20 protein-coding genes and 1 pseudogene are annotated in these 24,486 nt (G+C 61.5%); 6 read left to right on the top strand and 15 right to left on the bottom strand.

Annotation, left to right across the window (positions count from 1 at the left end; translation table 11 throughout):
• Positions 1-99 precede the first annotated feature (99 nt).
• Positions 100-945 carry a hypothetical protein gene (locus QFZ91_RS01735; protein ID WP_429566012.1) on the bottom strand — a complete coding sequence of 282 codons (846 nt, stop codon included), beginning with the start codon at positions 943-945 and terminating at the stop codon, positions 100-102.
• A gap of 296 nt (positions 946-1,241) precedes the next feature.
• Here QFZ91_RS01735 and QFZ91_RS01730 point away from each other — a divergent pair.
• Positions 1,242-1,373 (top strand): annotated as a pseudogene (locus QFZ91_RS01730) (IS6 family transposase); the annotation flags it as partial.
• 1 nt (position 1,374) lies between these two features.
• Here QFZ91_RS01730 and QFZ91_RS01725 read toward each other — a convergent pair.
• The 6 genes from QFZ91_RS01725 to QFZ91_RS01700 form a co-directional block, all read right to left on the bottom strand.
• Positions 1,375-2,271 (bottom strand): DUF707 domain-containing protein, encoded by an 897-nt coding sequence (locus QFZ91_RS01725; protein ID WP_429566011.1) that lies wholly within the window; start codon positions 2,269-2,271, stop codon positions 1,375-1,377.
• A 135-nt stretch (positions 2,272-2,406) separates the two neighbouring features.
• Complete coding sequence (locus QFZ91_RS01720; protein WP_429566010.1) at positions 2,407-3,501, bottom strand: hypothetical protein; 1,095 nt, start codon at positions 3,499-3,501, stop codon at positions 2,407-2,409.
• 41 nt (positions 3,502-3,542) lie between these two features.
• Entirely contained in the window at positions 3,543-4,631 is a 1,089-nt protein-coding gene (glf, locus tag QFZ91_RS01715; RefSeq protein ID WP_176380558.1) for a UDP-galactopyranose mutase, read from the bottom strand.
• The gene (locus QFZ91_RS01710) at positions 4,621-5,886 is read right to left on the bottom strand and encodes a flippase (RefSeq protein WP_429566009.1); all 1,266 of its coding nucleotides are present in this window, start codon (positions 5,884-5,886) and stop codon (positions 4,621-4,623) included. The genes glf and QFZ91_RS01710 overlap by 11 nt, the downstream gene beginning before the upstream one ends.
• Before the next feature lie 755 nt (positions 5,887-6,641).
• Entirely contained in the window at positions 6,642-7,808 is a 1,167-nt protein-coding gene (locus QFZ91_RS01705) for a hypothetical protein (protein WP_429566008.1), read from the bottom strand.
• A 742-nt stretch (positions 7,809-8,550) separates the two neighbouring features.
• Positions 8,551-10,344, bottom strand: coding sequence for a PQQ-binding-like beta-propeller repeat protein (locus tag QFZ91_RS01700; protein WP_429566007.1), 1,794 nt, complete (start codon positions 10,342-10,344; stop codon positions 8,551-8,553).
• 340 nt (positions 10,345-10,684) lie between these two features.
• Between QFZ91_RS01700 and QFZ91_RS01695 the strand changes: the two genes are divergently transcribed.
• A complete protein-coding gene (locus QFZ91_RS01695) occupies positions 10,685-11,578 on the top strand; it encodes a GntR family transcriptional regulator (RefSeq protein WP_176111760.1) in 894 nt (297 codons plus the stop codon).
• A 41-nt stretch (positions 11,579-11,619) separates the two neighbouring features.
• On the top strand, positions 11,620-12,354 hold the full coding sequence (locus QFZ91_RS01690) for an ABC transporter substrate-binding protein (protein WP_429566006.1): 735 nt from the start codon (positions 11,620-11,622) through the stop codon (positions 12,352-12,354).
• Between the two features lie 106 nt (positions 12,355-12,460).
• Here the strand turns inward: QFZ91_RS01690 and QFZ91_RS01685 are convergent, their stop codons facing one another.
• The 4 genes from QFZ91_RS01685 to QFZ91_RS01670 all read right to left on the bottom strand — a co-directional run bounded on the left by QFZ91_RS01685 (position 12,461) and on the right by QFZ91_RS01670 (position 16,855).
• Complete coding sequence (locus QFZ91_RS01685) at positions 12,461-12,877, bottom strand: organic hydroperoxide resistance protein (RefSeq protein WP_176380553.1); 417 nt, start codon at positions 12,875-12,877, stop codon at positions 12,461-12,463.
• Positions 12,878-13,086: 209 nt separating this feature from the next.
• The gene (locus QFZ91_RS01680; RefSeq protein ID WP_429566005.1) at positions 13,087-14,391 is read right to left on the bottom strand and encodes a cation:proton antiporter; all 1,305 of its coding nucleotides are present in this window, start codon (positions 14,389-14,391) and stop codon (positions 13,087-13,089) included.
• Positions 14,392-14,442: 51 nt separating this feature from the next.
• A complete protein-coding gene (locus tag QFZ91_RS01675; RefSeq protein WP_429566004.1) occupies positions 14,443-14,763 on the bottom strand; it encodes a hypothetical protein in 321 nt (106 codons plus the stop codon).
• A gap of 67 nt (positions 14,764-14,830) precedes the next feature.
• Positions 14,831-16,855, bottom strand: a complete 2,025-nt coding sequence (locus QFZ91_RS01670; protein WP_429566003.1) for a protein-L-isoaspartate(D-aspartate) O-methyltransferase — start codon at positions 16,853-16,855, stop codon at positions 14,831-14,833.
• 217 nt (positions 16,856-17,072) lie between these two features.
• Between QFZ91_RS01670 and QFZ91_RS01665 the strand changes: the two genes are divergently transcribed.
• Positions 17,073-17,585, top strand: coding sequence for a CinA family protein (locus QFZ91_RS01665; RefSeq protein ID WP_429566002.1), 513 nt, complete (start codon positions 17,073-17,075; stop codon positions 17,583-17,585).
• A gap of 14 nt (positions 17,586-17,599) precedes the next feature.
• Positions 17,600-18,460, top strand: coding sequence for an ammonia-dependent NAD(+) synthetase (gene nadE / locus QFZ91_RS01660; RefSeq protein ID WP_429566001.1), 861 nt, complete (start codon positions 17,600-17,602; stop codon positions 18,458-18,460).
• A 14-nt stretch (positions 18,461-18,474) separates the two neighbouring features.
• Here nadE and QFZ91_RS01655 read toward each other — a convergent pair whose 3' ends face one another.
• The 3 genes from QFZ91_RS01655 to QFZ91_RS01645 form a co-directional block, all read right to left on the bottom strand.
• The gene (locus QFZ91_RS01655; protein WP_176123634.1) at positions 18,475-18,741 is read right to left on the bottom strand and encodes a DUF2934 domain-containing protein; all 267 of its coding nucleotides are present in this window, start codon (positions 18,739-18,741) and stop codon (positions 18,475-18,477) included.
• A 246-nt stretch (positions 18,742-18,987) separates the two neighbouring features.
• A complete protein-coding gene (locus QFZ91_RS01650) occupies positions 18,988-19,260 on the bottom strand; it encodes a DUF6723 family protein (RefSeq protein ID WP_176111751.1) in 273 nt (90 codons plus the stop codon).
• Between the two features lie 134 nt (positions 19,261-19,394).
• Complete coding sequence (locus tag QFZ91_RS01645) at positions 19,395-19,958, bottom strand: hemerythrin domain-containing protein (protein WP_429566000.1); 564 nt, start codon at positions 19,956-19,958, stop codon at positions 19,395-19,397.
• A 141-nt stretch (positions 19,959-20,099) separates the two neighbouring features.
• Here QFZ91_RS01645 and QFZ91_RS01640 point away from each other — a divergent pair, with 141 nt between their 5' ends.
• Positions 20,100-21,179 (top strand): glycosyltransferase family 4 protein, encoded by a 1,080-nt coding sequence (locus tag QFZ91_RS01640; protein WP_429565999.1) that lies wholly within the window; start codon positions 20,100-20,102, stop codon positions 21,177-21,179.
• Positions 21,180-21,186: 7 nt separating this feature from the next.
• Here QFZ91_RS01640 and QFZ91_RS01635 read toward each other — a convergent pair whose 3' ends face one another.
• Positions 21,187-24,309 (bottom strand): CheR family methyltransferase, encoded by a 3,123-nt coding sequence (locus QFZ91_RS01635; RefSeq protein ID WP_429565998.1) that lies wholly within the window; start codon positions 24,307-24,309, stop codon positions 21,187-21,189.
• Positions 24,310-24,486: the final 177 nt, after the last annotated feature.

Raw genomic sequence — 24,486 nt, 5'->3', positions numbered from 1 at the left:
TCAGGCAAGTATGTCAAATAGGAATTTTTTAATGAAATCGTTGTGGCGATGTTTAGACGAATACGCCAACAGATATCAAATTAATCCGGTGTCGTCAAATTAGCTGGATAACCCGCGCCCCAATGCTATTCGCATGAGTTTGCGAACGCCTTCATCGCGGCCGACCCTCTCTTCGGCGTTACTGATCAATCTCTGCATCACATCCGCGGGGTAGATCTCGTCGAAAAGCTGATGGGATCCAGTACTGGCAAACACGTGATGCAGGAATGAACCCTCTGGTGGACAGACCCGTTTGAACACGCCAAGCTTGACCACACGATTATTCCAAAGTTTAAGCGTATATGCATTGGTGCAAAGCGCAGCGCACTCTTCGAAATAGTGGGGCAAAAATACCTTATAATAGGAATTGGCATGCACCGGATAAAACACTTTTTCAGGCAAGCCGGCCTTTGCACCATAGACTTCCGTCAAAATATGGGAACCAGCAGCACGCCATTTAATATTCGTGTTTTCCATCGCTTCTACCCGTCGAATTACATCATGCAGCTGTGGATTCCGCGGGTCGAGGCGCAGGAGTGCGGTGCAAAGCAGATCCGGCTTTCCCCGGCCGACCAAGTCGCCCGCAATGGTCAGGTCAAAACGTTTCAGGAGAAGAATATCTGTGTCCGCCCAGATTTCATCCGTTTTGGTAAACATTATCAACCGGAAATAATCTGTGAAATGCGCCATTGAAGGAACGCCATTAACGGGAAAAGCGCTCAGTGAGTCGGCAGAAAGAATCGACCGGGCGTCCTTTTCGATCACGCCTTTTGGCAAGTTACTGATGGGTTTGTAACTATATACAGCGATTTCGCTGTCATTAGCAGTGAACGTATTCAAACAGGCGATTTCATAAGGAGATAATTCCGGACCATTCCAGAACGTTGCAAATTTTGCATCGCTCATAATTTACCCTCCTCGATTTGCTTCGTTGAGAGCATCGCTGCATACCATTGGAGGCTCGGCATGGCGTGCCGTACGCGAGAAGGTGGTTGCCTTGTAACGGACTACGCAATACGAGTTTATCCAGGACTAAATGCGGTCTCTAGAGCATGTCTCTTTTTGCCCGACTAATGTCGCCAATGGTTGGGTGGGGCTAATTAATCATTTAATCGAAAATTTCCGCCGTCGCCAAGTCGATCCTGACGTTCATCACAACTGCCGACGGCCTTGTCAGCTTGCGAGGCCGGTAAAGTGGCGTGATGAAAAAATCGAAATCGCTCTATCACGGTCACCGTTTTCCGGCTGGGGTCATCCGCTGCGTGGTTCGATGGTATTTCCGCTTCCAGTTGAGCCTGCGCGACATCGAAGAGCTGCTGTTCGAGCGCGGCATTCTCAACGGCTCGAGCGCCTTTCCGGAGCCGGATGTATTGGCCACGTTGTGCGCTTGATATGATGAAGCCACGGGAGATACTCTTTCAGCAACCTCATAAAACTGACGATATCTTTCCGGCGCACCGGATTGCTGCCCTTTACCGCATGAATGAACAACATTGGATTGCCCAGTCGACCGCTCGCATATGATTTGCCTACACCTCTTGTTTTGCCACGAATGACCTTTATCGGAGTGTCCAGCATCCCGTATTGCGCGAGCGTCTGATTCAATTCAAAACTTGGGCTCGTCCTTGAATCGTCTCCCATGCCGCTCCCAGCCGAACCGACCGGGCGTGTATGGAACACGGAAAAACGATCAATAATGCCAATCTTTCCAAAAGAAGCGACCCACTTGGGCCACAAGAAATCGAGGCCCCAGCCTGATTTGTTCATCCCGAAGCTGTGTTTTATCGCATGCAAAGCATTCGAAGATAAACATGGCATCATCAACTCCACGAAATTTGTTTCGCGAAATTCAAACTCCCTGTTTTGCAACGTCGTTTGGTGACCGAAATAGCTTCTGTCGTCGAGAGACGGTTGCGCGAGTGCGAAATTTTCTCGTTCTACATACTCGAAGAAGTCGTTCATGGTTGGAACATCCATCAGGATGTCGTCGTCCGGGAGCCAGATGTAACGATATTGCAGAATCAATTCGGCATTTTGCAACATGAAGTCGTTAAGACCTTCCCATTTTGATCCTTTGAATCGATGTATGGCTTTGGCAAAGATGTCTGCATAATCTTCGTTCTTCCCGTAGTAACTCAGCACCAAATCAAAGTTTGGTGCCTGTCCGCCGCTGAACCATTGCGGATGCAAGGAACTGTCTCCACACCTCAGAACGACCAGGTACTTGTTCATCTTTCAATTTCCCTATGCGTAGAAGCAGATTGCGCGGCACGTAGAGACAGTCACTGGCGAAGAATTGCATTTGACTGACACCAACCGCGCGAAATCACGAAACCACACACTCCGCTCGGCGACGCGCGCCCTTGCTCATTTCCATAGCGTGCGCACTCGCCGATAGATCGCGCGGCTGACACGCTTCGACGCTTCAAGCGTCCCCTTGGTGGCCTGCGGCGGGTGGTCTTCGAGCCAGCGCAATCGCGCTTCGATATCGCGTTCACGGTCCGCGTAGAGTGAAATCGGGAAGGGATGGCCAAGCCTCCCGTCGTAAAGCGCGCGAGCGGCATCGACGATGTCGCGGTTCTCCTCGCGCTGGGTGAAGTACGCGATGTGCACGAATGGCACGCTGCGCGCACAGACGATTCTCAGCCGGTGCCGCGCACAGTACATATGCATCATGTGCTCGTCATCTTTCCCACCGTCGTCGATCATGTCCCATAACTGCTTGCGAAAAAGAATGCAGCCGATCGAATAGCGCGATTCCGCCGGCACTTCGCAAGGTTCGAGGTCCCGAGTCGCAGCGATGAAAGCATCAGGCTGAAGCGTGGTCCGTTCATGTAGCCAGCGCGCGATGTGCGGATAGCCCCATATCGTGCCATTGGTGCCGATCTCGATCTGTTCCGCAGGGATGATTCGCATCGGATAGCGCTTGTCCCCGTCGGCCCCGACGAAATGCGGATGCGCCTGGTTCGTGAAGTACTCGCGTTCCAGACTCATCGCACGCATCACTTCCGGGAAGCCCCAGTTGTTGTTGTTGATGAGCGGGGTGACGTAGGCAAGCCCGTTCCCGCTTTCCTTTTCCGCCGCGTCGTACGTGGCGAGCATCTTGTCGAGCCACCCGCCGGCGATCGGGAACGCGTCGTCGTCCACCTTGCAGATCAGGTCGATTTCGGCGAACGCCGGCTGCGAGAATAGTTTTTTGATCGTGCGATAGGGAGGGCCAGGTGGAATATCGTCGACGACCCGAACGACGCCCGGAAAAAGTCTTGCATAGCGCCGCGCGACGGCAAGCGTGCGTTCCGCGTCATAGCCGCCCCGACAGTTCTGAAGCAGGATGAACTCTACGCCTGTCGGCCGGTACGCCAGGTGACTGGCGAGGGTCAGTTCGAGCGCTGCGTAGTCGCGACAGAGCAGGACCAGAATAGCGACTCGCCTCGATGCCGCGTTAGAACGGGATGCAGTCATGCTTCTCCTTCGTAGGACGAGTACATCTTATTACTGCTCCTTTAGACGAGTGTTTCTACTGCTTTGAGCGCCGCACCAACGACCTGGTCCATGTTGTAATAGCGATACTGCGCCAGCCTGCCCACAAAAGTCACATCGGTAACTGTCTCCGCGAGCGCGCTGTAGCGCATGAACAATGCCTCGTTTTCCTTGCGTGGAATCGGGTAGTACGGCTCGCCTTCGGCTCGCGGATATTCCTTTACGATCGAAGTTCCTCGATGCTGTTGCCCGGTGAGGTGCTTGAACTCCGTAATCCTCGTATATTCGTGATCGTTCGGATAGTTGATGGTACCCGTCGTCTGAAAACGCTCCACGTCGCTCAGATGCTGGTGTTGAAAGTGGAGGCTGCGGTACGGAAGCTTGCCGAACCGATACCCGAAATACGCGTCGATCGGTCCAGTGTACACAACGTGTCCACATTCGATATTCGCTTTCACCACGTCATAGTCGGTCGACAGACGCACGTCGATATTTGGACTGTCAAGCATCTTTTCGAACATCGCGGTGTAGCCGTGCGCCGGCATAAATTGAAAAGTATCGGTGAAGTACCGGTCGTCGTCGTTCGAACGCGTCGGTATTCGCGCAGCGACACCCGCTGACAATTCAGACAGATCGAGTCCCCATTGCTTGCGCGTATAGCCACGGAAAAACTTGTCGCACAGATCCGGGCCAACGCTGCTCAGCACCACGTCCTCGCTGGTCGTATTGACCTCTCGCGCTTCACGTACCGACTCAAGGAACGCTATCGTGTCCTGCTCGCTCAGATCGAGGCCATATAGCTTGTTGATCGTCGTGCGATTGATCGGTATCGGATACAGATCCCCGTCTACATAGGCCTTCACGCGATGCTCGTAGAAGCGCCAATCGGTAAAACCCGACAGGTACTCGAATATCCGCTTACTGTTCGTATGAAAGATGTGCGGACCATACGGATGGATCAGCACACCGTTCTCATCCTCGCGGTCATATGCATTGCCGCCAATATGATTTCGCTTGTCTACGACTAGCACACGCTTGCCGCTTGCCGCCAGACGTTCGGCACAGACCGCGCCTGCAAAGCCGGCGCCTACGATAAGGAAGTCATAATTCATCTCTGCGCATCCTCGTATAAAAAGCTGGAATCTTGCATTTGATCAGGTGGAGAGCCATTAAGGCCGTAACCAGAAATTCGGTGGCAAGCACTGACATTGCCGCGCCCTGAGCGCCATAAGCCGATGCAAGAGGCACGAGCAGGGCAAGGTTGATCAAGCCGCAGACGACCAGTATCTCGCTGACTCTCTTCTTCATGCCGAGCGGCAGCATCACCTGAACGCCCAGTACATTGTTTAGACAGATGAGCAGCGGCAGGAGGGCCATCCACTTAAGGACGATGACCGCTGGTTCGTACCCAGGGCCCACGGCGATGCGAATGATCAAATCGGCGCCGGCCCAGAGCGCGACCGAAGCCAGCAACATGGCCGAGCCCCCCAGGTAGAGCATCTTGCGCACCAGCCCAAACGCCTTTTCGGAGTCTTCGGAAAAGAGCGCCGTCACGCGCGGGTAAATTGCGTTGGCGAACGGTACGAGCGGCGCCTGGGCGACGTTCCGAATCTTGTCGGCTACGCCAAAGTAGCCAACAGCGACGTCTCCCGCAATAAATCCAAGCAACACGCTATTAGTGGTTGTGTACAGACTGATCGCTGCCGTGGAAATGAACATGTGCCAGCCTTCACGAAGCGCTTCGATGACGTCCGCCATGCTCGGCATCAAGGGGATGATCAGTCTGTTTTTTGCGATCAGGATCGATGCGACGACTCCGGCAGCAATCACGCTCATCGAACTGATGAGCGACGCGATCCACGTGTCGGCCGGCGAGTGCACCAGGAAGAACGTTAGCGGAAGCAGTAGCACCCGCGCGCTCAACGTGGAGACCGTAGTAAACGTCATCTGCTCCAAGCCCTGGAAAAGCCACTGTGGAAACAGGACCGTTCCGATAACGACCGGATAGGTAGCCAGCAGAACCGGCAGCAGTTCGCGCAATCTTGCTACGAAGAACGCCGCTACAAGCAGGATGGCGAAGCAGACCAAAGCGATAAGCGCCTTTGCGCCTTGCGTCGCCCAAAAGATCTTCGATACCGCGTGCCGATCTTTTTGGACCCGTGCGACGTGAGCAGTCGCTGACCAGTTAAAACCGTAGTCCGTCAGCAGCACGAGATAACCAACTAAGGCTTGCGCGAAGACGTACGCACCAAAGTGTTCCGGGCGCAGAACACGCAACAGGTAGGGAAATGTTGCAAGCGGCAGCAGCATGTTGGCTGCTTGCAGAACTGACAGCGCAACGATGTTGTGTCGGAGTGGACTCGTCATGAGTTAGCCGTTGTCAATACATCGATGAAGGATCGCTTGGAGACAGATCTTTATATCTCCGCGGAAGCGAATACCTGATCAGGCCGACGCCGGATGGGCCTTGCTACCGGTTCCCCGACTCTTCGTCCGAGGAAGCCACCGCTACCGGCAATAAGCCGCAAGTCCGCACTGGTCGGGCGCGGATGCGTCACTGTTGTCCGACTCGGATGAAATTCGTGGCGCACCGTAAGCGAATCGCCACCAGAATCGCCAGGAACTGAAATAAGCAGACAATTGATTAGCTAGAACGGGTTTGTGCCGTTGCGGCGCAATCGCAGGAAAGGTCGACCAGGTGCGGCCAGGAAACGAAGTACTTTAGAAATTTGTACATGCTTCGCTGCACCAATGTCAGCAACCGGCACAAATTGGAGAGGTATTGGCGCATTCTCCACTTCGATAGTGGACCGGACAAGTATGTCAATAGCTATCTACACACCGGCGCGAGAGCGTCGCCATGGGATGGTTGGGAGTACCTTTCCGCGTGCGCCTCGCTGCTGTTGCTACTTCCGGTGACAAAGTAGTCCCCGCCACTCGTTCGGGGGCCTACCGTGGCCACTTCGGCGCCATCGGTCTAGGCGGTACGAGAGTCACCGCCATGAACAAGCGCTGCGCGCACTCGATTCGATAGATAGCAGCGCATGCTCTGCGTTATGTGCCAGATGACGCATTTCGCAGGGTCACGGCCATGGAGGCTTCTCATGAAGCAATAGCAGACGTCATGGTGACGGAGACCTCCGGCCGCTTGTCGCATCGCGCTTGCCAGTCACGACATCCCATGCTCGCCGACCATTTTTCCACAGCGTGCGCACTCGCCGATAGATCGCGCGACTGACCCGCTTCGACGCTTCAAGCGTCCCCTTGGTGGCCTGCGGCGGGTGGTCTTCGAGCCAGCGCAACCGCGCTTCGATATCGCGTTCACGGTCCGCGTAGAGTGAAATCGGGAAGGGATGGCCAAGCCTCCCGTCGTAAAGCGCGCGAGCGGCATCGACGATGTCGCGGTTCTCCTCGCGCTGGGTGAAGTACGCCATGTGCACGAATGGCACGCTGCGCGCACAGACGATTCTCAGCCGGTGCCGCGCACAGTACATATGCATCATGTGCTCGTCATCTTTCCCACCGTCGTCGATCATGTCCCATAACTGCTTGCGAAAAAGAATGCAGCCGATCGAATAGCGCGATTCCGCCGGCACTTCGCAAGGTTCGAGGTCCCGAGTCGCAGCGATGAAAGCATCAGGCTGAAGCGTGGTCCGTTGATGTAGCCAGCGCGCGATGTGCGGATAGCCCCATATCGTGCCATTGGTGCCGATCTCGATCTGCTCCGCAGGGATAATTCGCAGCGGATAGCGCTTGTCCCCGTCGGCCCCGACGAAATGCGGATGCGCCTGGCTCGTGAAGTACTCGCGTTCCAGGTTCATCACGCGCATCACTTCAGGGAAGCCCCAGTTGTTGTTGTTGATGAGCGGGGTGACGTAGGCAAGCCCGTTCCCGCTTTCCTTTTCCGCCGCGTCGTACGTGGCCAGCATCTTGTCGAGCCACCCGCCGGCGATCGGAAACGCGTCGTCGTCCACCTTGCAGATCAGGTCGATTTCGGCGAACGCCGGCTGCGAAAGTAGTTTTTTGATCGTGCGATAAGGGGGCCCAGGCGGAATATCGTCGACGACCCGAACGACGCCCGGAAAAAGTCTTGCATAGCGCCGCGCGACGGCAAGGGTGCGTTCCGCGTCATAGCCGCCCCGACAGTTCTGAAGCAGGATGAACTCGACGCCTGGTGGCCGGTACGCCATGTGACTGGCGAGGGTTAGTTCGAGCGCTGCGTAGTCGCGACAGAGCAGGACCAGAATGGCGACTCGCCTCGATGCCGCGTTAGAACGGGATGCAGTCATGCTACTCCTTCGTAGGTGCCGACGAGCACATTGTCTAAGGAACATACATGCGAGTATCGGGACACACTGAATTTGGCGTCGTCTACATCACACGAATTTACGAACACCAACAGTGCCGATGCTAATAACCGCGCCTCAGGTCGCAGAACCGATCGCGGCTACTAAAGAGACAAGACGGGGACACGCCGGTTCATCATAGTACAAGCAGCGATGAAGTGAAGTCGCATTCCATAGCGCGTCGCCCCATCTCTCGGCGGCGAACGGTTACTTCAAGTATTGAGGCAAACAACTGCCGGGAGGAAGTTCTATGAGTTATCAGACATTTCAGTGCGCTGAAATCCGCCAGACCATCATGGCGGAGGGCAGCAGATGCCGGCTGCCGCCGGAAAGCGTCGCTACGTGCCAGTTCCACCGTTCACGACCGCCTCCTACCCATGACGCTACCCACGCTTCGGGCCGACGACCGGTCACGATCTTGCGCACACAGCGCGCGAAGCGTTCTGTTCGAGCGTGAACGTCTGTAGCGCATCAGGCTCGACCGGCAATTCCGCGACAGGGATGGCGGTGGGCGGCATGGCTATCATGATGCCCAACTCGCGCTACGTTTAGACGCTCAGAGAGCCTTGTATTTGCGCGTGCGGGAGCGACGTCGACTCACGCGCGTCACCGCGACGGCGCGATACCGCGAATCACTGCGCGCTATTCTTGCGAAAAAGTTACGTATCGCTAACGGGTTCAGCAGTCAGAGGCCATAGGCATGAACCACGTGGTCGCCACCGGCGACGAAGACTTGCCCGTTCACGACCATCGGCGACGCGAAGTTGCCCTCGCCGTTTTGAGCTGGCGTGTATTGGTCGTGGAAGAGTATGGTCCCGTCCGCGGCATCCAATGCATAAAAGTCGTTGCCCAAACCGTCTGCGTAATACACCACACCATTTGCGGCGACGGGCGGGATAGCCGGGTTGAACGCGACTTGGTTCAAGCCGACTTGCGCCGTCCACACGGGTTTGGGGTTCACAGTACAGTTGCTGTCGATCGACAGTGCAATCACCCCGTGTTGGTATAAGTTGTTGCTCCCCGAACCGCCAGGGGACACGACGTAAAGCCGATTCAGCACCGGGTCGAATACAGGAAGGCCTATGTTGCTGCCGTCGGCTGAAGTTTGGGAAATCGTCAACTTTTCAATGGGGCCCTGCTGCTGAATAGTGGCTCGGTTATAAATGAACAGGTTGCCGGACTTATTGTAGGCCGCGAGCATCGTCGGGCAGGTGGGACGCTGAAAGAGCAATGCTGTAGCGCCGAAGTCGACGTCCGAGAGGGGCGGAGAAAGCGGCGAGTTCGCCGCGGCTACCGCCAAGGTCGGCGTGAGCTTCACGACGTGCTCCGCGAACGCGGCATTTTCCGGATTGGCGAATGCGTTGCCCGTGAGTGCATAGACGACCGTCCCATCAGGCGGAATCGATACGCCTCCCATACCCCATATACCGCCCCCATCTGGCCCGCTTGCGCCGGTTGGGTACCAGCGTTGCAGAATCGCAGCTGGGTTGGTGGTGGACGCGCGGACGACCTGTCCATGGTACGGCTCCGTATCGCAGGGGTCACCGGCTGTTCCCACGTATATCGACGAACCATCGGGACTGAGCGTCAAGCCGCCATAGACCATCGTTCTTGGAGTAGCGTTGTTTGGGTCGAGAAGTAGCAGGTTGAAGCCCGGGAGATCCACGCCGGTCTGGAGGTTGTACGCATGCAGGTAGCCTCGCCCGCTCACAACGAAAATCCGGTTGTTGGCATGGTCGATGACGGGCGTGCCCTGCACCCCGATCTTGCCTTGGAACAGCCCCTGGCAGGCCGACGTCAAGATAGCTTGAGGGATAGGGGCGCTTTGCCAAATGACCGCCCCTGTCGCGGCATTCAGTGCCCATGTAGTGTTCCCCTCTGTCGCAACATAGACGATATCGGTTGGCACCCCCTTGATCATTACCCCGGTAGCCAGTACCGGCTGAGTCAGGATAGCACCGTCCAGCAAAGGTGAGTCCCAGTGCTTTCTCAAAGTGCCCACGTTGGTCTGGGTGAGCACCGTCTCGACTGAGTTATACCCAGTCCGCTGCCTGTTCATACCATACGTCGGCCAGTCGGTCGTCGTAAAGGTTGGCGCCGCGACGGCCCCTGGTGTCCGGCTCAATGTAGCGGCAGTCGCTGCTTCGGGAGCCTGGTACGGCGTATCCACCGCCGGCCCGCGATCGTCGCGGAAGTTATCCGGATTGATCTTGTCTCCGCCGTTCTGTTTGTCTACGTCCGATCCATCGAGGGCGAAGGCTGGCGGCACTTTCGGTCCGACGCCATGCGGGTGCGGGCCATGAGGGAATGGGTCCAGTGCGTTTGACGACGCCTGAGCGGCTATTGCAAGACCCGGCGCAGATGCCGCAGCCGGTGCCGCGTTCGAACTTTGCGCTTGTGCGCCCGAGCCCGCCGCGCAGGCGAGGATCAAAGCTGCAACGAGCCGAGAAGCGTCGATAACGTTGTGTGCGCTTTTCATGTAGCCACCTCTTGCAAATATTGCTGTTAGCATTGGGTAGACGGCGCACCGCGACTTCTCGCCTCGAATCTACTACTTCATACGCGCTTTGCTAACGTGAGGTTAATCGTACGCCATCTAAACTCAACCGCAAGAAATGGCCGCGATGGACTACCGTCTGGCGGACGGGGAATTGTCCCTATTGAGTAATGCAACGCTCACACACCGTTCGGCTGCTTCATCAGAATGCGCCATTTCGCTGGAAGCAGATCGGCACATCCGGCCACCCCGTCCCGAGCCGTTTTCAATCGACGTGCCATCCGCCGCCGCTGCGCTGACGTTGCGGCCGAAGGCAAACCAAATGATCGATCGATCCATCGCCAAGCAGATTGTCGAGCTCATCAAGAGCGAAGGACTCGACGCCGGCGCGCACCTGCCCGCACAGATGCTCGCCGACCGTCTGCGCGTCTCACGTTCCCCCGTGAACGAAGCGCTCGCGTTGCTGCACGAGAAAGGCATCTTGACGCGGGAAAAGAATCGCGGCTTCTTCCTCGCGAAGCCGCTCTCCGAATCTTTTGCGGACGTGGACGACGAACTGCGCCTCGCCGAGACCGACGTCGTGACGCGCGCCTATTTCCAGATCGCCGACGACCGCCTGAAAAACGAATTGCCCGATGAATTCTCCGAGCAGCTGATCCGCACCCGCTACGGACTCACCAGCGCGCAACTGACCGCGGTGCTCGGCCGCATCGCGCGGGAAGGATGGGCCGAACGCAAACCGGGCTATGGCTGGCAGTTCTCGCCAATGCTGACCACGCCCGACAGCCTGCTAAAGTCGTACCGGCTGCGCCTCGCCCTTGAACCGGCGGCACTGCTCGAGCCCGGCTACCGGCTCGAGCGCAAGGTGCTGGAGCGGTGTCGCGAGGTGGAGAAGCATCTGCTCGCGGGCGGCATCGAAACGGATACCGCCGACCAGTTGCACGATCGCGGCGTGCGCTTTCACGAGTCGCTCGTCGAGGCTTCGGGCAACAGCTTTTTCATCGACACGATCCGGCGCGTGAACCGCGTGCGCCGTCTGCTGTCGTATCGCTCGATGCAGCATCGCGAGCGCTATGTCGAACACGCGAAGCAGCATTTGCATCTGCTCGAACTGCTGGAGCAAGAGCGCAACGAAGAAGCATCGGAAGCGATGCGTCAGCACCTGCTGCATACGCTAGACGCGCTGTCCCGCATCAGCGAACTCCTTGAACCCTGAGACCGCCCTTCGCCCTGAACGCGGTCGCCATGAGAACCTCCATGACTATCGATCCCTCCGTCGTCACCGCCTTCACGCCCACGGGCAAGCTGCGCGCATCGATCAATCTCGGCAATCCGATCCTCGCCAATCGCCATGCGGGGTCCGGCGAGCCGTTCGGCGTATCGATCGATCTCGCGCGCGCGTTCGCCGCGAAACTAGGCGTCGAACTGGAACTGGTGGTATTCGATACGGCCGCCAAATCGGTGCAGGCCGTCAGCGAGGAACGCGCGGATTTCGGCTTCTTCGCGATCGATCCATTGCGCGGCGAAACGATTGAATTCACCGCGCCGTATGTACTGATCGAAGGCTTCTATCTGGTGCGCGACGACTCGCCGGTGCGGTCGAATCAGGATGTGGATCAGGCGCACAACCGGGTCGTCGTCGGCAAAGGCAGCGCGTACGATCTGTTCCTCACCCGCGAGCTGAAAGCCGCGCAGATCGTCCGCGCGCCGAGTTCACCGAGTGTCGTGCCGACGTTCATCGAGCAGCAGCTGGAAGTGGCGGCAGGCGTGAAGCAGCAACTCGAAGCCGATGCGAAGCAAACGGCCGGCCTGCGCCTGCTCGACGAGCGCTTCATGGTGATCCGGCAGGCGATGGGTCTACCGAAGAGCCGCGGCGAAGCGGCGGCTCGGGCGCTGCGTTCGTTTGTCGAAGAGGTGAAAGCGTCGGGCTTCGTGGCGGAATCGCTCGCGCGACATGGGATCGCCGGGGCGTCCGTTGCGCCTGCGGAGTAGCCGTCGGCTCCCAGCCGACACCGCGTAGCAAGCGGGGCGTAACAGAAAGGCGGGGCGGCGCCCGATACTTCGGCGCCGCCCCGCCACAAACTACCCTGACCAACCCTCAAACGAGCGTAGTCTGCACATCCACGTTGCCGCGCAACGCCTTTGAATACGGGCAGGTCAAATGCGCGCGCTCGATCAACGCGTGCGCCACGTCCCGCTCGACACCGGGAAGACTGACGAACAGACGCGCCTGAAGGAAATAGGCGCCATCGGTGGTGCCGAGATCGATTTCGGCATCGACGCTCGTATCGGGGGGCAAAGACACGTGCAGCGCGCGCGCCGCCAAACCGAGCGCACCGATGTAACACGCCGACCAGCCGGCAGCCAGCAACTGCTCGGGGTTCGTTCCAACTCCCGAGGTGCCGGGCGACGACAGCTTGATGTCGAGACGGCCGTCCGAGCTGCGCGCGGCGCCTTCGCGGCCGCCGGTCGTATGGGTCTTGCCGGTGTACAGCACGTTTTCGATGCGGGTCATGGTGGCTTACTCCTGTTGATCCAGTGATGTGATATCTGCAAATCCGGGCTCGAACTTGCGTTGGACGTATTTGAACGCGCCGACGTATCTCGCATGTGTCTGGATCAGCGGGTTTGGTATGCGCACGTATCCGTGGACCGCGCAGATACATTGCGATACAAGGAGCGGCGCGCGGCAACTAGCGCACGCCATCGCGCCCGTCGCTTCATTCAGCGACGCCGGTCGAAATACCGCCGCAGCAGATAGTTCGCGGTCGAGCCATGCAGCAGCACCGACAACACGATTGCATCGAGCACCGCGGGCAGCAGCGGCGTCATCGCGCCGCGCGCGTATTCGAGGCCGAACATCAGGTAGTAAAACGCGCCGACACCGCGAATCCCCATCCATGCCATCAGATACCGCTGGCTGCTGTCGATGCGCGCACCCATCATCGCGACGACGACGGACAGCGGCCGTGCGACGAAAAACAGAAACACCGCGGGCAACACGGCGCGCACGTCGAGCATCTCGCTCCAATGCGCAGACACGACGCAGCCGATGATCAACATCAGCGACAACTCCGCGAGCCGCTCCATTTCGCGCGTGAAGCCCATCATCGATTCGGCGAGGATCGCATGCGCCTTTTCCGGGTCTTTCGCGACATCGGCCCTTTCGCCGTGCTGCACCTCGTCGAGCACTTCGGACGGGTTCTTGTCGCCGGTCGAGCGCAATTCCTCGTGGCGCACGGCGACGCCCGCCACGAATACCGCCACGAACGCATACGCGTGCACCAGCAGCGCCGCGCCGTATGACGTCGCCATCAGCCCTAGCGCGAGAAAGCCGTCGAGACCGATCGCTTCGCCGTAGCGGGTGCGCAGCAAGAAGATCGCGCGCGCGAACACGATTGCGGATACGCAGCCGACCGCGAGCGCGCTGACGATCCCCCACAGCACCGAGCCGGCGAAATGCACGCCGCTGCCGGAGCCGAACAGCCTCGCGCCGGCAAGCGTCAGACCCAGCACCGCAAACGGATAGGCGGCGCCGTCGTTGAGCCCGCCTTCACCCGACAAAGCGAAGCGCACGGGTTCGTCGTCGCCGGCCTGGGTCACGCGCAGTTCATTGGCGAGCACCGGGTCGGTCGGCGCGAGCGCTGCCGCGAGGAACAACGCCGCGCCGTCCGCGCGTCCGGTCAGCCAGGCGGTGAAGCCGAACATCAAGGCAACGGTGACGATCATCGCGGGCCCGCCAAGCCGCAGAGGCAACCACCACAATGGATTGCGCAGCCGCACGCGCAGATGCATGCCGATCGAAAACAGCGACACGACGAGCCCGACTTCGGCGAGCGTCGCGAGCAGCACGGTATTGGCGAGCAGATCGACACCGACGAGCCCGGACACGGCCGGACCGACCGCCACGCCGACCAGCAGATAGATCATCGCGCCGGTCAGCGGCAAGCGGCGGATCGGACCGCGCGCGACCGCCATGAACGTGAGCAGTGCGCCGATCAGCAGGAACCAGACCGGTTCGTCTCTCATAGTGGAATCGCGCGCGCTAGCGGCGACGGCGGCAACCGGGCCGCGTCGCCGCTAGCGCGCGCGGCTGGCACCGTGGGGCGCGCTCGCGCCCTGCTGACTGCGCTGTCCGTGCTGAGCCGCGGCCTGGTTCGCGCGCCCCGCCTGTTCGCGTTTCGTCTGGTCGCGGCTCAATTCGCCGGGTGGCGTGCCCGACTGGCCTGCCGTGCCCGCGCCGCCTTCGGTGCCCGCGTCTTTGCCGGCCTGCACGAATAGCAACGGCGGCGCGGCGACAGCCGGCTGAGTCCCGGCCCACTCGACGGCTTGCGCGCAGATGAAGTCACTCGCAACACTGAACATCGCGGCAATGGTCAAGCGCTGTACAACCTTGTTCATGAGCGGCTCCCCGGTTTGGATAAGCTGGATATGCACTGTCCGCTCCGCTGCAAGCCGTGTTCCTCGCTCATACACCGAATGGAAAAGTCTCCGCCGCGTGGTACTTCTCGTCGGCGGAAACGGGCAGCGTGGTCACCGCGCTGGTGCGATCGAACCACACGAACGCATCGAACTGATCGGCCAGCGACGCTTCCGCGTAGTGGCTATACCGCTCGGTCTCCGGACGATAAATCACGCCGATGAAGCGCTCAAGCAGCGATGCGCGCAGCCGTTCGCGCAGCGCGTCGTGCACGCCGGGCCGCAGGTCGAGCAGAAAGCGTGCGAGGCCAGTGGCGTGCATGCTGAATTCGATACTGCCATCGAGCGATGGCCGCACGGTCTTCACTTCCATCGGTCCGTCCCAGTCGCTGGCCGCGGCGACCGTGCCGCTGTGCGTGCCGAATCCGATCAGCGCCGCCGCGTCGCCGAACTGCGCGCGGCACAGCTGGCCTAAATTGATCTCGTCCTGCACGCGGCCCATCTGCGTGGCGCTCGCGTCGCCGATATGCGAGTTATGCGCCCACACGACCACACGCGCCTGCGGCCCGTGACTGTCGAGCGCATGTCGCAGCGTGTCGAACATATGCGTGTCGCGGAGATTCCAGCTTTGCGGTCCGCCGTAATACATCGCGCGATAGTAGTGCTCGGCGACAGCCACGAGCCGCGCATTCTGCGCCGCGTCGAGGAAGCGTTCGCCGTCTTCCCGTGCATAGTCGAGCCGGCTTTTCAGCAGATCGCCGAGCTGGGCGACCACGTGCTCTTCGCACTGCGCGTAACCGCCGCTCAACGCGGCGCGCCCGTACACGGCGGGATCTTTCTGCCACGGACTGAGGCACCCATAACGCCCGCGCGCGATGCGCGCCGCGGCCGGGTCGACGCTGTCCAGATAGCGCAGCACCGCGTCGATCGATTCGGACAGGCTGTAGATGTCGAGCCCGTAAAAGCGCGTCTCGCTGTCGCGGTGCAGCGCATTGTGCGAGCGCAGCCATGCGACGAAGCTCATGAAATCGGTGTTGCGCCACATCCAGGTCGGAAAGCGGCGAAACGGTCGAGACCGTTCGCCGGGCATCGGCCGGTCGCGCACATGCCGGTCGATGATCGCGGCATCGGGCCAGTCGGCCTCGACCGCGATCATCGAAAAGCCGTGCCGCTCGACGAGGCGTCGCGTGATCGCCGCCCGCGCGCGATAGAACTCCGACGTGCCGTGACTGGCCTCGCCGAGCAGCACGACGCGCCGCCCGGCGAAGCGGTCGAAAAACGCCGCGAATTCCGCGGAATCGATATCGGGTAACGGTTCGGCCGCGTCGCGAAGCGCGAGTTCGAGTGCGGCCGGCTTAGGCGCGGCCGGCTCAGGCGTGGCCGGCTCACGCGTGGCCCGCGAATCCGCATGCGGCACGCCGCCCGGCGCCGGCCAGCCGTCGTCACCGACGAGCGGCACGAAGCGCACGTCGGCGAATGCATGTTCGTCGTAATCGTGCTCGTCGCGCCGCACGATCTTCACGAGCCGCTGACGGCTCGGACTGCTGCCGACCGGCATCACGAGCCGTCCGCCGACCGCAAGCTGCACGCGCAGCGCCTGCGGCACACGCGGCCCGCCCGCCGCCGCGATGATCGCGTTATACGGCGCATGCGCGGCAAGACCCGCGGTGCCGTCGCCGACATGCACTTCGACATTCTCGTAGCCGAGCCGCTGCAAGCGCTCGCGCGCGCCCTCGGCGAGGCTCGCGTCGCGTTCGATCGAATCCACCCGGCCCGCGATCTCCGCGGCAATCGCGGCCGCATACCCCGAGCCCGTACCGATGTCGAGTACACGGTCGCCGGGCTGCAATTCGGCGGCCGCAAGCATCTTCGCGACGATGTACGGCTGCGAGATCGACTGTTCGCCGCCGATCGGCAGCGGCGTATCGTCATACGCGAAGTCGCGCAGATCGAACGGCACGAACGCTTCGCGTGGCACGCGCCGCATCGCCTCGATCACGAAGTCGTCGCGCACGCCGCGTTGCACGATTTGCCGCTCGACCATCCATGCGCGCGCTTCGTCGAAATCGCCCATCGCCGCCTCCTCGCGAATGCGCAGCGCTGCGCGCGCCACGCATCGCGACGGGGCCGCGCGCGAGTTCGCTGCTCTTCTACGCTTCAGCAATGAGCATACCGCCGGCTTGAACCGATGGCGATGCGCGAAACGTGAAGCGCGCGCGGACCGATCCTTGCTGAGCTTTTCCACGAACAAAACGCCGGTCCGAATCCGTCGCACAACAAGGGCGAAAATCATGAACGTTCCCATGCAGGTCGTGTCCTTCCTCAGCTCGCGAGGTCTGAAGCTCGCGACCGCCGAATCCTGCACCGGCGGCCAGATCGCGTCGTATCTGGCTAGCGTGCCGGGTAGCGGCGCGTGTCTCGATGTCGGCTTCGTCAGCTACTCGCCATCAGGCAAAGCAGGCTTTCTCGGTGTGCGGGAAAGCACGATGAAGCAATACGGGCTCACCAGCGAAGCGGTCGCGCGCGAAATGGCCGAGGGTGCGCTGCGTCAGGAAGGATGCTGCGCTGACATCGCGGTATCGAACACGGGGCTTGCCGATGGCGGCTCCGCTGACGGCCCGCCACCGGGCACGCAATGCTTCGCATGGTCGTTCCGACGGCCCGGCAATCAGTTCGTCACGTTCGCCGAGACGCGGCGCTTTTCGGGCGACCGCAACGACGTGCGTTCGGCCGCCGCGCTGTATGCATTGTCGCGCGTCGAGCATTACTTCGATCAACTTCCGCGCATCGAGCGGGACCACTGAAGAGAGGCCAAACGATGAATCTGCACCCTTCCTTCGACACCGACGCGTGGCAGCAGGCAGTGATTGACGAACTCGGCGTCGAGCGCGATTTCGACGTGGCCCGCGAGCGCGAGCGGCGTGTCGCGTTCCTCAGCGACTACCTGGCGTCGCAAGGCTTGCACACCTATGTGCTTGGCATCAGCGGCGGCGTCGATTCGTCGACTGCCGGACGCCTCGCGCAGCTTGCCGTCGAACGTCTGCGTGCCACCGGCTATGAAGCGCACTTCGTCGCGGTGCGTCTACCGTACGGCAGCCAACGCGACGAAGAAGACGCCGCGGCCGCCCTCGCGTTCATCTGCCCCGACGAAACGCTGACGGTCAACATCAAGGAGCCCGCCGACGCGATGCTGTCTTCGCTCAAGCGAGGCAACGTGCAGTACGTCGACGACTTTCATGAAGACTTCGTGCTCGGCAACATCAAGGCGCGGCAACGTATGATCGCGCAATACGCGATTGCGGGCGCCCGGGTCGGCGTGGTGATCGGCACCGACCATGCGGCTGAATCGCTGATGGGCTTCTTCACGAAGTTCGGCGACGGCGGCGCCGATATCCTGCCGCTGGCGGGTCTGACGAAGCGCCGCGTGCGCGCACTCGCGCATGCGCTCGGCGCATCGGAGCGGCTCGTCGAGAAGGTGCCGACGGCGGACCTCGAATCGCTGACGCCGCAGAAACCGGACGAAGACAGCTACGGCATCGGCTACCAGGACATCGACGACTTTCTCGAAGGCAAGCCGGTCAGCGGTGAAGTATTGACGACGATCCGCCGCTTTTACATGGCGACGCGCCACAAACGCGCGCTGCCGGTGGCGCCGACGCGATCGTCGGCGTCGGTGTAGAGCGCGGCGCCCGCTTATCCGGCGCGCGGGCGTTTGGCGCGCTTCGGCGCTTCGATGTCCTCGCCCGGCGTTTCCTGCAGTTGCTGTTCGGGCGCGATGCGCGAGCCGCGGTCGCGATCGGCGGACTGATCGGTCGGCTCCTGCGGCGCGGCAGCGCCTTCCGCCTCGATCTGCCGGCGCGCTTCCTCCCAATGGTCGTCGGCTCTCCCTTCCGGCGACGGATCGTTTTCCCAAATCTGATACGCCCGCGTGCGGATGCGGGCTTCGAGTTCCTTGTCCATATGTGATTCTCCGTGAACGTGAGCGATGCCGCGGCACGGCGCCGCGCGCGCCGGATCCAGATGACGGCGAGCGAAAGACGAGCAAGGGTTGTTCCGCGCGGCGCGCGTTGGGTCGATGGCACCACTTCAGCAACAGAGCGGCTGCCACACAACTCCACCGTGTGCCGGTCGTGAACCGGGACAAGCGTTTGATGGGGATGCCGTCGTCACCACGGCGGGTCGCCGCGCGCTACCCAGGCCGCGCGCTTACGCCTCGGGGCAGGCAAGGTCGGCCGCGACGATCCGCGCGCCGTACTCCTCGGCGGCGAGCCGCGCTTCCTCGATGCTGTTGAACGGACCGACTTCGGGCGCGCCATCGAACGGGAACAGACGGCGGCCATCCACTTTACGGCTCACCAGCAGATCGGCATAGAAACGTCCATCGGCGCTGCGTCGTGCAGTGACGTAGATCGAAAAGTCGTCGCGCGAGGCGATCGCTGCCGCCGGATACTGCGTGAGTTTCAGCTTTCTCCTTGACATGGCTCCCCCTGCCTGCATCAGGCGATCCGTTTTGCCCTCCTGAAAACGATGTTAATGGACATGCAAACGGGTGCGTTCGTCCGTAAGCGTCGACTTATGAACGGGACTGTCGCACCGACGCTTTAAGGTTCCAATCAGGTCTTGTCGCCAACCGCACCGCTGCCCGCCTGATCCAGCCGCGCTTGCAGCGTTTCCTTGCGCGCCGCGATCTTGTTACCGAGCCCCGCGAGATCGCAGCCGGTGCGCCGCAAGGCCGGAAAGAGCTCGCCTTCCTCTTCCTCGACGTGATGCCGCACCAGTTCGGCCATGACCTTGAACGTCGCGTCGAAGCCTTTGTCGCCCGGCTTCAGCGTCGTGAACTTCGCGATTAGCGTCTTCACCAGAAAATGCTCGACGTAGGCTTCATCGACATCGAGCTTGCCGTCGTCCGGTAGTGCTTGCTGCGCGGCCGGATACAACAGCTCTTCCTCGATGATCGTATGCATCGTCAGCTCTTCGCACGCGCGCTGCGCCAGCGCGGCTTTGGCTTCGAGCGTGTCGCGCTCGTCACCGCGCGACTTGCCGAACGCATCGAACAGCTTTTCGACGGCACGGTGATCAGCTTCGAGCAGCGCGAGCGCGTCGGGTGCGCTGGCGGTTTCGCGTGCAGCGGTGGGCTTCTTGTCGTTAGAAGCGGATTGCGTTGCGCGGTCGTTCATGGCGGCTCCTTTGATCGGTCAAGTGCCCGCATCGAGCAAACGCCGTACCGCTTCACCGGTCGGTGGCGGTACGTCGATTGCTGCTGCTGGTCCGGCGCGGCGTGTTGCGCGCCACCCTCCCTCCCCTCTTTTCAACGCCCGATGAGAATCGCCCAGATCGCTCCGCTTTACGAAAGCGTGCCGCCGTTCGCGTACGGCGCGACCGAACGCGTCGTGTCGTATCTGACTGAAGAACTGGTCGCCCGCGGCCACGACGTGACGCTCTATGCGAGCGCCGATTCGACGACCGCCGCGCGGCTCGTGCCAATTTGCCCGCGCGGTCTTTGGCGCGACACGAACGTGTGGGACACGCAAACGCATCACGTCCGGCAATTCGCGCGCGTGATTCGCGACGCGGATCAATTCGACGTCGTTCATTTTCACGGCGAGCCATTGCATTTCGCGTGGGCCGAGCGCTTGCCGTGCCGTACGCTGACGACGCTGCACGGCCGTCTGCTGCTGCACGATCATGGCCCGCTGTTTCGCGAATTCGCCCGGGTGCCGGTGGTGTCGATCTCCGCGAGTCAGCGCCGGCCGGTGCCGTGGGCGAACTGGCAGGGCACGGTCCATCACGGCCTGCCGCTCGACGAGTTCTCGTTTCAGCCGATATCCGGTTCCTACCTGCTTTTCCTCGGCCGCATGATGCCGGAGAAACGTCCCGATCTCGCGATCGAAATCGCCCGGCGCAGCGGCTTGCCGTTGAAGATCGCCGCGAAGATTCATCCCGGCGAGCGCGACTATTTCCGCGAGCGCATCGATCCGCTGTTGCGGCGCTCGACCACGTTCACCGAATACCTCGGCGAAGTCGGCGGCCTCGCGCGCCGGCGGTTGATCGAGAACGCATGCGCGTTGCTGCTGCCGATCGAATGGGACGAGCCGTTCGGCATGGTGATGATCGAGGCGATGGCGTGCGGTACGCCGGTGATCGCGTTTCGCCGCGGCGCGGTGCCGGAGTTGATCGAAGACGGCGTGAGCGGCCTGATCGTCGACAACGTGGACGCGGCCGTGCAAGCCGTTGCGCGCATCGACGGCATCGGGCGCGACGCGTGCCGCCACGCGTTCGAGCGCCGCTTCACGGCCTCGCGCATGACCGACGACTACCTGACGATCTACGACGCACTGCTCGCACGCGACACACGAGACCATCCGCGCGCGACCGGCAGTCAGCCCGCGCCGGTGTAATCGCCGTTCAGTTGCGATCGGGCGCCTTGGTACGATCGTCATGATCGTCGGACTCCGTCGCATAGCGACGCGATTGACCGAGTTGCCGGCGCAACTCGTTCACCTCGTTCTTCAGATCGATCACGCGCAGTTCGCGGCCGATCGCCGCCTTGTTGAACCGCTCGAGTTCCTCGTTGCGCGCGCGCAGGTCTTCCTCGGCGCGCGCGCGTCCGACCGCGGCCCACGTGCGCTCGGCCATCAGTTCGAGAAACATCAGTTCGTCGGGCGCCCACGTGTGCGCGGTGTCGAAGTGCACCGTCAGCGCGCCGAGCACGCGACCCGACTGCACGAACGGCATGTTGGCCCACGCGCCGATGCCGAGTGCGTGGCACGCGCGCCGCTCGGCCGCGCTAGCGGCGGGATCGGCCATCACGTCGTTGCTCCAGCCGCTGCGGCCGGTGAACAGCGCGGCGGTGAGCACAGGCCCGGCGTCGTTGATCGCGCAGCGGCGGCCCAGCATATCGGCCGTGCCCGCGAGCGCGTCGGTCGCGACGATTTCCAGTTCGTCGGGGCCACGCGCTTCCGAGTAGTTGACGCGCGCGGCGCCGAACTGCTGACGCAGCATCCGGATCGCCGTCGATCGGGTATTACGGTATCCGGACAGCCCGCGCAGCGCGTTGGCGAAGCGCATCATGAAATCGTGCATCGCGCTTTCGCGCAGCACTCTTTCCGCGTGCTTCAGGTCCGAGATGTCGGTGACCGTGACGGCCACGCCGCTCGTGCCGGTCTGCGACAGAAACGGGCGAATGCGCCGCAGGAACCATCCCCCGCTGGCATTGCGCACCTCGGCTTCGCGCGGTGTCCCGCTCTGCATCACCGCGAGCACGTCGCGCAGGAAATTCACGTCGTCGACTTTCGGCGAAATATCGGCGATGCCGCGTCCGACGTCGCCCGTTTTCAGCGGAAATATCTCGCAGATCGAAGGCGTGAACCAGCGCACGCGCAGCGCCTGATCGAGAAACATCGCCATCACCGCACCGGCGCTCAGTACGCCGCTCTGCATCTCCAGCTCCGCAATCTTGCAAGTGAGCCGCGCATTGGCCTGGTTCAGGTCGTCGTTGACGAGATTGAGTTGCTCGTTCGCGGCTTTCAGTTCCTCGTTTAGCACCTGCAACTCTTCGCGCGACGCCTCCAGTTCCTCGCGCGAGATGCGGATCGCTTCGCTCCACTCGCTCGAAGCTGCGACGTCCGCAGCGTGGCTCGGCAGCGCAACGGGTTCGGTGGCGCCGGGCCGAATTTCGCGCGCGCGAGAAATGAACGATGCGAGCAGCCGCGGCGCGGCGCCGTTTTGCGCGCTTCGAATCGGTGTGAGCCGGATCTGGAACGCGTGCGTGACGTTCCCTTCTTCACGCAGGCCGTTGACGATCGTCGGCTGACCGTCTTCGAGCGCTATCTTCGCGGCCGCCTTCAGGCTCGACGCCAGTTCGCGCTGCGTCAGTTCGAGCAGGTTGTCGGTGGGTTGGCCGGCCGGGACGCGCAGGTATTTTTCCGTGTCGCCATACACCCGCAGCACGCGAAATTCGTCGTCGATCAGCACCGACGGGAAATCCCGCTGCGCATGCACGCTCGAATGACCGATGAAAGGCACGGCGCTCGCGCGCAAGCTTGTCGCGACACGCAACGGGAAGCGGACCTCGACGTCGCTCGCGGCGCCGGTCTTGCGGTAAATATGCCAACGGCTCGACACGACGTTGAAACCGCCTTGCCGCGACAACAGCGGTTCGCCCTTGCCGAGGAACAGATAGCCGCCCACCTTCAGCGAGTTGTGCAGCAGGAATACGACGCGCTTGACCGCTTCGGGGTCGAGATAAATCAGCAGGTTGCGACAAGTGACCAGATCCAGGTTCCTGAACGGCGGATCGAGCAGCAGGTCCTGCGGCGCGAATACCATCTTTTCGCGCAGGTGGCGTTTGACGCGCCAGTTGCCGTCGGTGGAATAGAAGAACTTCTGCTGGCGTGCCGAAGAGACGTTCTTCAGCGCGTCGCTCGAAAACGCGCCGCGGCTCGCGCGCGCGACGATTTCCGGCGACGCATCGGTCGCGAACACCTGGAAATCGATGGGACGGCCAGTCTTTTCCGCATGCTCGTGCAGAAGCATCGCGACTGAATACGCTTCTTCGCCGGTCGCGCACGCCGGTGTCCAGGCCCGTATGACATCGCTCGCGCGGCGCTCGCTCAGCATCGGCTCTATGACCTCGTGCCGCAGCACGTCCCAGGCGGGCGCGTCGCGGAAGAACTCGGTCACGTGAATCGGAATGCCGCGAATCAGCGCTTCGAGCTCAGCCGGGTCGTCGCGCAACAGCGACTCGTAGTCGCCGAACGATTCGGTACGCCGCAAATCCATGCGCTGCTGGATGCGCCACAGCAGCGGGGTCGCTTTGTAACCACCCAGATCGAAGCCCGCCTGCTTGCGGATCAGCCCGACGATCTCGTCGAGCGTTCGCGTAATCTCGCCGGTCCACGCGACTTCGTTGGCCGGCCGCACATAGGCGGGTGACGCACAGCGCAGCAGCTGTTTCGCGATCTCGCCGACCGGCAGGATGTAGTCGGCGGCGCCGCGCGAAATCACCGCTCTCGGCATGCTGTCGTTCATCGTGGTGACCGGGTCCTGTACGAGCACCACGCCGCCGGCCCGCTTCACGCAGATCGCGCCGGCCGCGCCATCGGTGCCGGTGCCGCACAGGATCGCTGCGAGCGCGTGCGAGCCGCGATCTTGCGCGAGGCTTTCGAGGAATGCGTCGATGGTGTCGATGCCGGGACGGCGGCTGCCGCCGTCGACCGGCCGCGTGCGAAAGAGGCCGCCTTCGAGAGTCAGCACGTCGTCGGAACCCGCGACGTAGACGTGATTCGGCTCGGGACGCTCGCCGTTGTTCGCGGCACGGACCGGCAGCAACGTCCACTTGCTGACCAGATTCACGAGCTCGTCCGATCCACCCGGCAGCTGGTGTTGCACGACGACGAGCGCAAGCGCAGGTTCGGCGGGCAAAGCCTGAAGCAGGCAATGCATCGCTTCGATGCCGCCGGCGGATGCGCCAATGCCGACGACGTGGCAGCTTTCCGCTGGCGCGGAAGCTTGAATCGGAGTCGCCATGAGTGTGAGCTTGCGCAGGAACGTCGTATCGTGCCGGCCATGTCCGGCACGCGTGTCCTTACATGTTCATCATATGCCTGTGCGTGGTTCGCGGCGCTTTCGTCCCGCGCGGCTGATTTGTGGCCGGGGCTGAAGACCGGTGTCGGCGCAAGGGACGTTTTCATCGGCAGCAGCGCA

The sequence above is a fragment of the Paraburkholderia sp. JPY419 genome (assembly GCF_050435705.1).
Classification (GTDB): Bacteria; Pseudomonadota; Gammaproteobacteria; order Burkholderiales; family Burkholderiaceae; genus Paraburkholderia; species Paraburkholderia youngii.
The sequence above is the reverse complement of the archived record's forward strand: the minus strand, read 5'-3'. Positions and strand labels throughout refer to the sequence as shown.

What these genes read in the sequence shown, in the direction of transcription:
- QFZ91_RS01635 (WP_429565998.1), bottom strand. Translation starts at nt 24,309, where the DNA reads ATGGCGACTCCGATTCAAGCTTCCGCGCCAGCGGAAAGCTGCCACGTC.
- QFZ91_RS01645 (WP_429566000.1), bottom strand. Translation starts at nt 19,958, where the DNA reads ATGAACGACCGCGCAACGCAATCCGCTTCTAACGACAAGAAGCCCACC.
- QFZ91_RS01685 (WP_176380553.1), bottom strand. Translation starts at nt 12,877, where the DNA reads ATGACCCGCATCGAAAACGTGCTGTACACCGGCAAGACCCATACGACC.
- QFZ91_RS01720 (WP_429566010.1), bottom strand. Translation starts at nt 3,501, where the DNA reads ATGACTGCATCCCGTTCTAACGCGGCATCGAGGCGAGTCGCTATTCTG.
- QFZ91_RS01640 (WP_429565999.1), top strand. Translation starts at nt 20,100, where the DNA reads ATGAGAATCGCCCAGATCGCTCCGCTTTACGAAAGCGTGCCGCCGTTC.
- QFZ91_RS01700 (WP_429566007.1), bottom strand. Translation starts at nt 10,344, where the DNA reads ATGAAAAGCGCACACAACGTTATCGACGCTTCTCGGCTCGTTGCAGCT.
- QFZ91_RS01665 (WP_429566002.1), top strand. Translation starts at nt 17,073, where the DNA reads ATGAACGTTCCCATGCAGGTCGTGTCCTTCCTCAGCTCGCGAGGTCTG.
- QFZ91_RS01710 (WP_429566009.1), bottom strand. Translation starts at nt 5,886, where the DNA reads ATGACGAGTCCACTCCGACACAACATCGTTGCGCTGTCAGTTCTGCAA.
- QFZ91_RS01725 (WP_429566011.1), bottom strand. Translation starts at nt 2,271, where the DNA reads ATGAACAAGTACCTGGTCGTTCTGAGGTGTGGAGACAGTTCCTTGCAT.
- QFZ91_RS01695 (WP_176111760.1), top strand. Translation starts at nt 10,685, where the DNA reads ATGATCGATCGATCCATCGCCAAGCAGATTGTCGAGCTCATCAAGAGC.
- nadE (WP_429566001.1), top strand. Translation starts at nt 17,600, where the DNA reads ATGAATCTGCACCCTTCCTTCGACACCGACGCGTGGCAGCAGGCAGTG.
- QFZ91_RS01670 (WP_429566003.1), bottom strand. Translation starts at nt 16,855, where the DNA reads ATGGGCGATTTCGACGAAGCGCGCGCATGGATGGTCGAGCGGCAAATC.
- QFZ91_RS01650 (WP_176111751.1), bottom strand. Translation starts at nt 19,260, where the DNA reads ATGTCAAGGAGAAAGCTGAAACTCACGCAGTATCCGGCGGCAGCGATC.
- QFZ91_RS01655 (WP_176123634.1), bottom strand. Translation starts at nt 18,741, where the DNA reads ATGGACAAGGAACTCGAAGCCCGCATCCGCACGCGGGCGTATCAGATT.
- QFZ91_RS01705 (WP_429566008.1), bottom strand. Translation starts at nt 7,808, where the DNA reads ATGACTGCATCCCGTTCTAACGCGGCATCGAGGCGAGTCGCCATTCTG.
- QFZ91_RS01735 (WP_429566012.1), bottom strand. Translation starts at nt 945, where the DNA reads ATGAGCGATGCAAAATTTGCAACGTTCTGGAATGGTCCGGAATTATCT.
- glf (WP_176380558.1), bottom strand. Translation starts at nt 4,631, where the DNA reads ATGAATTATGACTTCCTTATCGTAGGCGCCGGCTTTGCAGGCGCGGTC.
- QFZ91_RS01680 (WP_429566005.1), bottom strand. Translation starts at nt 14,391, where the DNA reads ATGAGAGACGAACCGGTCTGGTTCCTGCTGATCGGCGCACTGCTCACG.
- QFZ91_RS01675 (WP_429566004.1), bottom strand. Translation starts at nt 14,763, where the DNA reads ATGAACAAGGTTGTACAGCGCTTGACCATTGCCGCGATGTTCAGTGTT.
- QFZ91_RS01690 (WP_429566006.1), top strand. Translation starts at nt 11,620, where the DNA reads ATGACTATCGATCCCTCCGTCGTCACCGCCTTCACGCCCACGGGCAAG.